We start from the raw sequence: 10692 nt of genomic DNA, 5'->3' as shown, positions 1-10692 counted from the left end.
CGCCGGAGGGCGCCACCCGTGTGCTGGTAGATGCTCGGTCAGCCCTGCTTCTTCCGGAAGCCGAAGAACCAGGCCACCCAGGCCAGGGCGGCCAGGATCGCGGCGCTGATCACGGCAATGGAACCGGCCGAGGGGCCGTCGTGTGACGACGACGTCTGCTGCGCCGCGGCCTCTGAGTCTGGAGACTCAGAGTCACCGTCCGACGGTGTGCTCTCGGTGGAGGAAGACTCCTCAGAAGAGCTGGACTGGGACGGCCGCTCCGACTCGTCCTGTTCCGGCTCCGCGTCGGTATCAGTCGACTGCTGTTCGGGCTGAGTCGGCAGCGCCTGTGGTTCCTGATCCGGCAGCTCCGAGTCGTCCGGGCCGGTGGCAGCCTCATCTTCGGCCGCGTCGTCGGTGCCGAGCTGGTCCTCCAGCGCGGTCGGTGCTTGTGCTTCGAGGTTCTGGTCCTCCTCCGGCTCCTCGGTCTCGGATTCGCCGGTGTCGAACTGTGGCGGACGATCCGCGTCAGCCACGGGCAGCTCTTCGCCGGCCTGATCGTCCGGGACCTCTTCGCCGTCGGCCTCCAGCGCATCGGTGCTGGCCGGGTCCGAGGCGTCCAGGTCGGACTCCGCGGTAATGCGTCCGGCCTCGTCGTCATCCTCGTCAGCATCAGAGGACTGGCTCGAGCCCTGGTCGCTGTCGGCTCCCTCGTCACCCCGCCCGGAGGTCTCACCCTGGGCCGCGTTATCCGGCTCCGGCTCCGGCTCAGGCTCCGGTTCCGGCTCGGGTTCCGGCTCGGGTTCCGGCTCGGGTTCCGGCTCGGGCTCGGGCTTGGGCTCGGGTTCCGGCTCGGGCTCGGGCTCGGGCTCGGGTTCCGGCTCGGGCTCGGGCTCGGGCTCGGGCTCAGGCTCGGGCTCGGGCTCAGGAATCGTGACGGTGTGCTCGGCCTCGTAGAACGGTCCGGTGACGGTGACCTGGTGTTCACCGCTGGAGAGGTCGAAAACCTCCGTGAGCGAGACGTCTGCGCTGCCGTCTGCGTCGGCCGTGACGGAGGTGGTGTCGTCCCCGATGGCGACGGTGTAGTCGACATCCGGTGCGGCCTCGCGCAGGCGCAGCGTGGTGCCGTCGACGGTGGTCACCGGCTCCCACGGCCACGGGGTCTCGACCTCGACGCTGTTCTGCCACCCGTCGCCCTCGACGGTCACGGTATAAATCTGACCGGGAAGCACACGGTCGAACTCCTCGGTGATGTCGAGCGACCAGGTGCCCTCGGCATCGGGAGCCACAGTGGTGGTCCCAGCCTCGCCCAGGTCGCCGGTGACGGTGAGGGTGTACTCCGCCTCCGGGTTGAAGTCGTCTCCGGAGACTGTGGTGCCCTCGGTCTTCAGCGACGGGTCATAGTCCGGCTCCGTCGGCTTGTGCTCGAAGCTCCAGGAGGACTGTGCCCCCTCGGCGAGGGTGTAGCCGTCCTGCGCAGTGGCGGTGACCTCGAGGGTCTCGCCCTCAGCGATGGTGTGCTCCCCGGCGGCCGGCTGGTAGTCCACGCCCTCGGTCTGAGGGACGACCACGGTGTTGGGGTCGTCAGCGTTGCGCTCGGGAGCCGGCGGGGTGACGACCTCATCCTGCTCGACGGGCTGGCTTGGCTGCTCGTCAGGCGACTGCGTCGGCTCCGAGGAGGAGCTCGACTCCGGGTCGGAGGACTCGGACTCAGTAGGGGTGGGCCGCGGGGTCGCAGACTCGGTGGCCTCCGGCGTCGCCTCGGCCGTCGGTTCTGACGTCGGCTCGGACGTGGCCTGATCGTCTGTGGGCTGTTGGGTCGTGTCCTGTGCCTGCTGCTTCGGCGAGGACTGGCTCGATTCGGGGGCAGCGGTGGCCGCGGCCGCGCCGGTGGCGCCCAGCGGGACGCTGAGTCCGGCGACGACGGCTGCGGCGAGCGTGGTGCGCGCCGGCTGCCAGGGGGTGTGGGGAGTCATTTAGGACTTGCCTCCTTGCTTCGAGAGTGCGGTGACAGATCCATCCGGCTCGCGGACCCACACGGTGCCGTTGCCGGAGAATCCGATGATTCGGTCGTCTTGCTGGTATGCGGTCCCGTCGATGAGCACGTGGCGTGCGCCGGCATCGTCTTCGCTGATCGCAGCTGGGCCCAGGGCGGTGGTCAGCGTCTCGCCCTCTGGGGCCGTCGCGGCGAGCGTGCCGTCGGAGAGCTTGATGGCGTAGCGCTCGATGACGGCGAGGTCCAGGCCGCGGCCGAACTGCCACCGCGGGGCGTCTCCAGCGCTGGTCGACGCCGGCAGGAACGCCGTCGACTCTCCGGTTTCCAGGGAGTGGACGCCGTAGTAGTTCTGGTCGCCGACCCGCCACAGCGCCAGGGCGAGGCCGTGGCCGACGGATAGGTGTTTGACGAACTCGGCGCGGTCACTGGGGACGGTGAGAGTGACATCCTCGGAGCGGGCGTCGTCGGCGTAAGGCACGGCGACGACTCGCGGCTCGCCGGCTGCGATCTGCAGGAAGAACTGCTCGTCGGCGGCGGCAGTGTAGAGCGAGGGGTTGCCTTCGACCTGCTGGGCGCCGTCGGTGGGGGTGAGTACCTCGGTGGTGTCGTCTCCGCGGAGGAGAGGGCGGGTGCCCAGCACCGAGACGGTCTGGCCGTCGCTGATCTTCCAGTCTGCGGTCTCGCCGGTTTCGGTGATCAGGTGGACGCGGTTCTCAGTGCGGACGGTGACGGCATCGGTGTCGCCGAAGCGGGCTTCGGCGGTCCACTGCACCGGCGAGTCCAGCGCGACCTTGGTGATGATGTCGGCGCTGAGGCTGTCGCGCAGGATCAGCCGCCCGTCGTTGACGCTGACGACTCCGGCGGCGAAGACCGAGAGCTTCTGCGTCTTCGACGGGGGCAGCGACCACAAGGACATCGTGTAGTCGCTGTCGATCCTCTCGGCGGAGGTGTCGGCGGCCGGGGCTGAGGTCACCCCGGCGGGCTGGTCGGGCTGATCGCCTGTCGAGGCGGCGAGGAACGTCCCTCCACCGATGAGGCCGACGACCAGCAAACCGCCGGCGGCGACTGCTGTGGCTTTGACGCGCCGGGGATGGTTCTCCACCGCGGACCGGGTTCGGCGTGCCTGCTCAGCGGCTGCGGACTTTACCTGGGCGGCGAATTCCTGTGACCGCGTCGGACGACCATCAGTCTCATCCACGGTCTCGGGCGATTCCTCAGTCGGGGCAAGGCCGAGCAGGTCATCGGCCAGAGTGTCCGGCGCGGTCGCAGGCTCCAGAAGCATCGGTGCATGGGCCATGTCGTTGGTGACTGCCAGCTCGCTGTCGGAGATGCCCGGTGAGGGGGCGGGGAAGAGCAGGAGGTCGGGATCCTGGACATGCTCTGTAGCAGCAACCAGCTCGGCCCGGTGTGCAGGTGCGGCGTCTTCCGCCTGGCGATCCGTGAGATCAAGCTGAGTGCCTGCGGCCGGCTCAGCGGCCGGAGTGACCTCGCTGCCGGGCTGAGAATCGGAGGCAGGTGCGCGGTGGAGTGCCTCAGCATCGCGCTCGACTTCGTCCACGGCTCGCGGTTCGGGAGAGCCAGCGCTGGGGGCATGCTGGGCGGCGGGCTGATCCGCGACCGTTGACTCCACCGGCGTCGGGCCACGGTCGGACGTGACGGAGTCCCCAGGGCGAGCATCCGGTGACTGGCTCGGCGGCTGCTCGGAGACGCTGGACTGGGGACGCTCAGCGTTCGGCTCCACCGGTTCGGTGTTGAGTCCCAGCAGGTCACCGGTCAGCCGGGCGGGGCGTCCGGTCTGGGCGGCTGCCTTGATGAGGATTCGGCCGATTGCCTCACGACGGACGGACTGAGGGTCTGAGCCCGGCGCGGCGAGGGTCCACCCGTGGAAGGCCAGCTCGTAGTCCGGCTCCTGGGACGGGGGATTGGTGATGCTGTGGGTGCCTTCAGCGCCGATGAGCCACCACTCGGCGGCGAAGACGTCGTCGTCGGGTGCCGTGACCGAATTGGCCAGGCCGACCAGCTGCGGCTGGTCTTTGCGCAGCCGACGGCGGATCGTGCGGATCGCCTGGTTGATGGATTCACGCTGAATCCGGACGCCGTTGGCGTCGATGATCGTCACCTGCGCGTCGAGGGCGAACTCGATGGTTCCCTCATCCGCGTCGGCGTGTGCGTGGGTCGTCTCAGTCATTGTTCTCTGATCGTGCGTCACCGTCTCTGATCCCCCTGACCGTGCCGGTGATGGACTCTGCTGGGTCATTCGTCTCTCAGCCGGGCGGTTGTGTGTCATCGCCGCTGTCCGGCCACGGCCAGTGGCCACGGCCGGCCTTTGACCGGCCAGATGGCCGGTCGGCTGGCCGCATCATGGCTGGGGTAGTGGAGCGGCCAGAGTCGGGAGAGTGGCCGGACAAGGGTGGCCAAGGCCGGTGGCCGCGGCCACGGCCGCGGAGTGCTGCGCTGTCCGGTGCGCGGCGGGGAACGGCCGGCCAAGGGCAGTTGGCCGTGGCCGGCCACGGACATGAGAAGCGGCCACTGCCAAGGGAGGAGGCAGTGGCCGCTCGGGGTGGCCGGAGAGATGGCCGGCTGTCCGCGCCCTGTCAGGCGACGGAGGGGCCGGCCATCGAGGGGGTCGTTGTGGTGGCCGCCGTGGCCGCACGGGATTCGTCGATGGCCGCGGACAGCCGGTCAGGGTCGAGACCGGAGAAGTGGTCGGTCGGGGTCTCGATGACCGGAGTCTGCTGGTGGCCGAGCTTCTGGATGTGCTCGCGGGCGGCGGCGTCTTCGGTGACGTCGCGGTAGCTGTAGTCGATGTCCTCGGCGTCGAGCTTGCGTGAGACCAGCTTGCAGGGGCCGCATCCGGGCTGGCCGTAGAGGGTGAGCACTGACATGGTCTCCTCCTGGGCGGTGTGGTCGATGGTCATGATGTGGAGTCCTTCGCTGCCTCAGAGGTCGTTCTCGCATTCGACCCAGTCGGTGTCCTCGGCGGCGGTGGTGATCAGCTCGACCAGATCCTCGGCGTCGAGCTCCTTGTCGGTGGTGTTGTCGATCCACCAGCCCGCGCGAACGAGCTGCTTGGCTGCGTCGATGGTCTTGGCCGCGGTGGCCTCGGCGGCGTCGTCCTGAATGGAGGCCAGGGCCTCGTAGCGGGCTCGGGTGGCCCAGTCGACCTGCTTCTCGGTGCCGTCGAGTTCCGGCAGGTCGAGCGCTTCGGCCTGCTCACCGGCCTCGATGAGGGTCTGCTGGTTCTGCTTGGCCAGCTCTTCCTTGCCCTTCTTCTTGAAGCACTTCGAGCAGACCAGGTTCTTGCCGAGCCCGAACGCACGGCCCTTGCGCTTGCCGGCCGGGGTGGCCGAGAGGTCCGTGGTCTCGGTGTGCCCGCAGGTGTATTCGATGTCGAAGGTCGTCGGGATCGCCATGGTCTGAAGTCCTTCCGTGATGAGAGGTCGGTCGCGACCGATTCGGCGGGAGGACTCGGACGCATGTGTCGAGATGCATCTGCGAGGGAGACGATCCTGGGCCGACGGAGTGGAGTCATTCGACGCCGGCGAGGGCGCTGGTGGCTGCGCGGGCACCGCGTAGCTCCGGCAGCGCGAAGACTCCAGCTTCGAGTCGGCGCGGATCCGTGGCGGTGTAGATCTGGGTCGTCGCAACTGAGGCGTGGCCCAACAGGTCTTTCAGCGCGAGCAGGTCCGGGGTATGGGCGTAGAAGTCGGTGGCGAATCGGTGCCGCAGGGTGTGGGCCGACCAACCCGGGTCCATCAGTGTGCGGATGCGCCGGGAGATGGAAGCAGGCCGGTAGTGGCCGGTGGCGTTCTTCTCGGAAGGGAAGTAGTAGCCACGCGGGAACAGATCGAGAAGCTCGGCCAGGAGACTGTGGGCGGGGACAATGCGGGTGTGACCGCCCTTGCCGGTTATCCAGAGGACTCTGTCGTGGAAGTCGTGGGAGTGCAGGCTGGCGATCTCGGCGCAGCGCAGTCCACCGTAGTTCGCCAGCAGGATCATCAGAACGTCTCGGCGTGAGGTCGCGCGCTGCAGTCCGCGCTCGATGGCCTCAGACGGGGCCGGACGCGGCGCGGCCCGTGGGACTTTGATCGTCGGGATCTGCGCAGTCGGGTCGGCAGAGACCTGGTGGGTCATCAACCCCCACCGATAGAGCGCCCTGGCAGAAGAGAGTGCCGAGCGGCGAGTATTCGGGGCGAGACCGCAGTCGAGCAGCCATTGGTTGACGTCCCTGGCGTTCAGCTCCCAGACAGTGGTGCCGGACTCGGAGGCCCAGCGGATGAGCCGCTGGATCCAATAGACGCGCGTGCGGATCGTCTCCGGCGTGTTCTTCAGCTGCAGCCATTGCACCAATTGATCGACGTCGAGATCGGTCGTGAGCAATCAGATCTCCTCCCCACCGACGGTGTTCGTGGTGGGGAGGCTACTCTGTGTGTCAGACGTTAGCTGTCAGTTCTCCACAGGCCGGTGGCAGTGAGGGCAGTAGGGGTGGGGCACACTCGGTTCCTGCACAGCGGTTGACTGCGAGATCAGTGGCTCGTCCATGATGGTGCGCCCGTGAGGAACGGGCTCGCGGGGACCGGAGCCACCTGCCGCCTGAACCATGGTCAGCAGCAGCCAGACTCCGCCCCCGATGAGGGCCAGCCGGATGGGCTCGATGCCGTCGCCGGTGACGAGTTCACCCCAACCCACGGTGAACCCGAGAAGGAGCCCGAGCACCATCACCAGGAAGGCGATCACCTGGATCCCAGTTCGGATCGTCTCAAGCGGATGGCGGGCGAACATTCCGAGCAGAGTCAGCGCGGCAAGGACAGCCGCGCCGCCGATGAGGAAGATCAGTCCCATGATGGCCCCTTCTCGTCGATGGGAGCGTTGTCCGCCAGTGTGCCCCAAACCGGCGACACAACAGCAGGGATCAGCCCCGCACGCCGGGCCCAGATGAGGGTCGCGGCGATGCTCCGATCAGCGATGGTGCTGCCGTGCAGGCGATCCGACAATCGTGAGGTCGCGGGATCGAGCCCCGCCACCGCTACGGACCCGGAGCCCCGGAACCACTCGTTGGTTCCGGGGTTTTCTCATGTCCGGGTCGGCAGGCCCCTGGTCGGAAGATGTCGCCGACGCGGGTCGGGCAGTCGTCTCCGATCCGGCAGGGGCGGTCCGACCACTCGCGGGCCAGCTCTGCGCCTGCGGCGTCGAGGGTGGCGCGATGAGGCGAACTTCTCCAGCCCCGATATCAGTGATGGCCTGCAGGTCGAACTCACCCCGGTCCTGGTGGACTGCCTCGCCCGGACGGTTCAGTCGGGAGAGATCCTCGACAGCAGAGAAGCCGGCCTCACGACGGGCGTGGATCCCCGGACATCGAAGAATCTCCATCTGCTGCGGCGCAGTCCGGGGCCCTGCCGCATCACGGCCCTGAAGGGCGGACCGACGAGCAGGTTCTTCGCCGCCGGCTGGTCTGCTGGTAGGAGGCGAGACAGGGCTTGGGGCCGACGTCGAAGGTCTCCTTCGGGTTGAATGTCGGACTGTCCTCGTCGTAGAAGTTCCTCCAGGCCGTCCAAGTGTTCTCCGGGCGCTGGACACCGTCAGCGCTGCCCGATCTGAACGGCAGGGGTCTCGAGGCGTCGAGGGTGGAAGCTGATCATCGGCTGTCCTGGTCTGATGCCGAGGCTATGGATGGGCACAGCGGAATCCTGGGAGTTCTCTGAAGCTCTCTGCTTCAGAGGTCGCAGGACCGGCCGGCTCGCCGGCAGTTTGCGGGAGTCAGTGCTCCGCGAAGATCAGGGCCTGCGCTCCCGGACACCTCACGAGGGGCCGCCGTCGGTCTGGCGGCCGCTGCGGTCGGGGCTCGGTCCGCGGTCGTCCCCGTCCGGCTGCCACCCTTCCTCGCCTCGAATCGCACGTTGGATCCGCAGGCTGATCTCGTGCAGCTGGCGTCGCTGTGCTTTCGTGAGGGGGTCCAGAACGAGGTTCTTCACCGTCTCGGTGTGCACCGGGGCGGCGCGATGGAAGATCTCCATGCCCTCCTCCGTCAGTGCAGCCAGTGTGGACCGCCTGTCCGAGTGGCTCCGGGTCCGTCGGATCCACCCGCGCTTCTCCAGCCGAGACACCGCCCGTGAGAGGCGTGACAGCGAGCTGTTGGCATAGCCGGCCAAAGTGCTCATGTCGAGGGCGCGGTCGGGAGCATCCGCAAGCGCGAACAGCACGCCGTACTCGAAATGCGTGAGGTCGAAAGCCTCGACCAGGTCGGCGTCGAGGGCCGGCGGCAGCCACTCCAGCACTGTCGCAAGAGCAGCCCACGAAGCAAGGTCGTCAGCCCCGAGGGATGCGGGGTCACTGCGGTCGTCCATCCCGCCAGAGTACACATCTGCTTGCTCAGGCAACCAAATTCGCCTAGGGTGTATTTGCTCAAGCAAGTAACGACGAGAGGGTGGACGCCTGTGGATCTGCAGCTGGCCTCCAAGCGCGCATTCATCAGCGGCTCGACTCAGGGCATCGGATACGCCATCGCGAAGGAGCTTCTCCGTGAGGGTGCGGAGGTGGTCATCAACGGCCGAGACTCCGGTCGCCTGCACCGGGCGGTGCAGACCCTGGAGCGCGACGTCCGCGGCGCACGCGTGACAGGCATCGTCGCCGACTTCGCCTGCGCCGCCGACGTGGATCGACTCCTCGACTCGCTCGGGGCCGTGGACATCCTGGTGAACAACGTCGGGCTCTTCGACGTCGAGTCCTTCTCCGAGATCACCGACGATGAATGGAGACGCTGCTTCGACGTGAACGTCATGAGCGGAGTGCGCCTGTCCCGAGGGCTGATGCCCATGATGATGCGAGGCGGTTGGGGGCGGATCATCTTCATCGGCAGTGAGTCAGGTGTGAATATCCCTGCGGATATGGCGCACTACGGGGTCACCAAGGCCGGGATGCTCGCCCTGAGCAATGGTCTGGCCAAGCTCACTCAGGCGACGGGCGTCACCGTGAACACGATTCTCGGCGGCCCCACCTACTCTGACGGAGTCGCTCGAGCCATCACGGAGATCGCCGAGGATCAGGACGCCTCTGTGGAGGATCTCAAAGCCGGAATCATCGCCGGGAACCAGACGTCACTTCTCGGGCGCTTCATCGAGCCGGAAGAGATCGCTCACCTCGCCGCCTACCTCGCAAGCCCGATGTCCTCGGCCACCAATGGCAGTGCCATGCGTGCCGACGGCGGCGTTCTGACCACCATGCTCTGAGCGTCCCTCCGGAGGCGCCGCGGGCAGGCGGCACAGTCTTCTCTGAAGCATCTGCCCCATTCGCCTCCGGGGCGAGCTGGCCCGGGGCAGGTCTGACGCATGCGCGGTCCCAGCACTGACCGCGTCGAGCACGACAGCAGGCTGACAGGTCAGCAGCCGGTGAACACCTCGGCGTCGCTCCAGCCGGCGTTCGCCCATCTCTCCGCCGGAGCCGGGGAGAAGCCCTGGTGGTGGTCGGAGAGTTCGTCGAGGAACCAGCTGGTGAAGCGCGCAGCGCCCTGTGGGCAGGTGTGGATGCCGTCGTCGCTGCGGTCGATCGAGCCGTCGTGTTCGCGACTGTACTCCTCGCCCCAGACCTCGGAGGCGTCGAGGAACGTCGCGTGATCGGTCTCCTCCGCGACTGCGGCCGCCGTCTCGTGCGCCGAGTCGAGCTCGTCCATGTGGTCGGCGTAGAACTCGTCGGCCTCGATCGGCGGCATGGAGATCAGCAGCAGTTCGGCGTCGACGGCGGCGGCCTCCTGGGCCAGTCGCTCGTAGGCGGCGTCGTCGGTCGGATCGGCGGCCTCGGATCCGATGCCGCAGGAGGCGGTGGTCAGCAGGGCCCCGCCGGCGGCCAGGGCCTCGATCCTCTCGTGCCGGATGCCCTCGGGAGCCTCGTCGGACGGGTCGCGGATCGCGACAGATCTGTGACACGGCGACGACCGGACTGCAGAACGCCCCCGGAAGCCTGGGAGGCATGGACCCCGATGACATTCCTGAAACCTTCCCTCTGCACCATGACCAGGCCCGCCGGGAGCGGGCCCGCCGGCGCCGGCGCAGCGCCCAGGTCGCCGTCGCAATGCTCGCGCTGGGCGCCGTCGGCCTCGGTGGCTGCGCGTTGTCCGCCGCGGGGCCCGAGGAGCTGCGCCAGGATGCGGGACGGGCCGTCGAGGAGCTGCGCACGGGCCTGCCGGTCCCCGGAGCACCACCTGCCCCGGAGAGCGCGGAGGATCCCGCGGTGCTCCACCGGGTGCCCACCGATGATCCGGTGGTCTTCGTGACTCTCGACGACGGCACGCATCCCGATCAGGGGGCCCTCGACCTGGTCCAGGAGCACGACATGCCCGTCTCGCTGTTCCTCAACGAGGAGCCGGTGCACCGGCATGCCGAGTATTTCGCCCAGTACCTCGCGCGCGGCGACCACGTGCATTCCCGCTCCAGGACGCACGACAACCTCTCCACGCTCGGCGTCGAGGAACAGGCCGAGGAGATCTGCGGGATGGCCGACGTGCTCGACGAGACCTACGGCGACACCGGACACGTGGGATCGCTGGCCCGCGCCCCGTACGGCGCCTCCGACGCGGCCACCCGCGAGGCCGCCGGCAGCTGTGGGATCGACCATCTGCTCCACTGGAGCGTCGTGGCCGAGGACGGCGAGCTGGCCTACTGAACCGTCCTGGGTTTCGTTCCGCTCCTATTGAGCGGAAGGATACGAACATGCCGAAGATGTAC

10 protein-coding genes are annotated in these 10692 nt (G+C 68.1%); 2 read left to right on the top strand and 8 right to left on the bottom strand.

Going from position 1 to position 10692, the window contains the following annotated elements:
* Positions 1-38: 38 nt before the first annotated feature.
* The 7 genes from ABD652_RS00050 to ABD652_RS00020 form a co-directional block, all read right to left on the bottom strand.
* Positions 39-1955 (bottom strand): hypothetical protein, encoded by a 1917-nt coding sequence (locus tag ABD652_RS00050; protein WP_344717142.1) that lies wholly within the window; start codon positions 1953-1955, stop codon positions 39-41.
* Positions 1956-4163 (bottom strand): hypothetical protein, encoded by a 2208-nt coding sequence (locus ABD652_RS00045; protein WP_344717141.1) that lies wholly within the window; start codon positions 4161-4163, stop codon positions 1956-1958.
* Between the two features lie 406 nt (positions 4164-4569).
* On the bottom strand, positions 4570-4893 hold the full coding sequence (locus tag ABD652_RS00040) for a glutaredoxin family protein (protein WP_344717140.1): 324 nt from the start codon (positions 4891-4893) through the stop codon (positions 4570-4572).
* 21 nt (positions 4894-4914) lie between these two features.
* Positions 4915-5388, bottom strand: coding sequence for a hypothetical protein (locus tag ABD652_RS00035; protein WP_344717139.1), 474 nt, complete (start codon positions 5386-5388; stop codon positions 4915-4917).
* A 115-nt stretch (positions 5389-5503) separates the two neighbouring features.
* The gene (locus ABD652_RS00030; RefSeq protein ID WP_344717138.1) at positions 5504-6355 is read right to left on the bottom strand and encodes a tyrosine-type recombinase/integrase; all 852 of its coding nucleotides are present in this window, start codon (positions 6353-6355) and stop codon (positions 5504-5506) included.
* A gap of 66 nt (positions 6356-6421) precedes the next feature.
* Positions 6422-6817: a hypothetical protein gene (locus tag ABD652_RS00025; protein WP_344717137.1), complete on the bottom strand. Its 396-nt coding sequence runs from the start codon at positions 6815-6817 to the stop codon at positions 6422-6424.
* 956 nt (positions 6818-7773) lie between these two features.
* A complete protein-coding gene (locus tag ABD652_RS00020) occupies positions 7774-8319 on the bottom strand; it encodes a MarR family winged helix-turn-helix transcriptional regulator (protein ID WP_344717136.1) in 546 nt (181 codons plus the stop codon).
* Between the two features lie 90 nt (positions 8320-8409).
* Between ABD652_RS00020 and ABD652_RS00015 the strand changes: the two genes are divergently transcribed.
* On the top strand, positions 8410-9201 hold the full coding sequence (locus ABD652_RS00015) for an SDR family NAD(P)-dependent oxidoreductase (RefSeq protein ID WP_344717135.1): 792 nt from the start codon (positions 8410-8412) through the stop codon (positions 9199-9201).
* A gap of 149 nt (positions 9202-9350) precedes the next feature.
* Here ABD652_RS00015 and ABD652_RS00010 read toward each other — a convergent pair whose 3' ends face one another.
* Positions 9351-9680, bottom strand: a complete 330-nt coding sequence (locus ABD652_RS00010) for a hypothetical protein (RefSeq protein ID WP_344717134.1) — start codon at positions 9678-9680, stop codon at positions 9351-9353.
* Between the two features lie 257 nt (positions 9681-9937).
* On the opposite strand from ABD652_RS00010, the gene ABD652_RS00005 reads away from it, so the two are divergent.
* Positions 9938-10630 carry a polysaccharide deacetylase family protein gene (locus tag ABD652_RS00005; RefSeq protein ID WP_344717133.1) on the top strand — a complete coding sequence of 231 codons (693 nt, stop codon included), beginning with the start codon at positions 9938-9940 and terminating at the stop codon, positions 10628-10630.
* Positions 10631-10692 lie beyond the last annotated feature (62 nt).

This window comes from Nesterenkonia halobia, from assembly GCF_039536005.1.
GTDB lineage: Bacteria > Actinomycetota > Actinomycetes > Actinomycetales > Micrococcaceae > Nesterenkonia > Nesterenkonia halobia.
The sequence above is the reverse complement of the archived record's forward strand: the minus strand, read 5'-3'. Positions and strand labels throughout refer to the sequence as shown.

What these genes read in the sequence shown, in the direction of transcription:
- ABD652_RS00050 (WP_344717142.1), bottom strand. Translation starts at nt 1,955, where the DNA reads ATGACTCCCCACACCCCCTGGCAGCCGGCGCGCACCACGCTCGCCGCA.
- ABD652_RS00045 (WP_344717141.1), bottom strand. Translation starts at nt 4,163, where the DNA reads ATGACTGAGACGACCCACGCACACGCCGACGCGGATGAGGGAACCATC.
- ABD652_RS00040 (WP_344717140.1), bottom strand. Translation starts at nt 4,893, where the DNA reads ATGACCATCGACCACACCGCCCAGGAGGAGACCATGTCAGTGCTCACC.
- ABD652_RS00035 (WP_344717139.1), bottom strand. Translation starts at nt 5,388, where the DNA reads ATGGCGATCCCGACGACCTTCGACATCGAATACACCTGCGGGCACACC.
- ABD652_RS00025 (WP_344717137.1), bottom strand. Translation starts at nt 6,817, where the DNA reads ATGGGACTGATCTTCCTCATCGGCGGCGCGGCTGTCCTTGCCGCGCTG.
- ABD652_RS00020 (WP_344717136.1), bottom strand. Translation starts at nt 8,319, where the DNA reads ATGGACGACCGCAGTGACCCCGCATCCCTCGGGGCTGACGACCTTGCT.
- ABD652_RS00010 (WP_344717134.1), bottom strand. Translation starts at nt 9,680, where the DNA reads ATGCCGCCGATCGAGGCCGACGAGTTCTACGCCGACCACATGGACGAG.
- ABD652_RS00005 (WP_344717133.1), top strand. Translation starts at nt 9,938, where the DNA reads ATGGACCCCGATGACATTCCTGAAACCTTCCCTCTGCACCATGACCAG.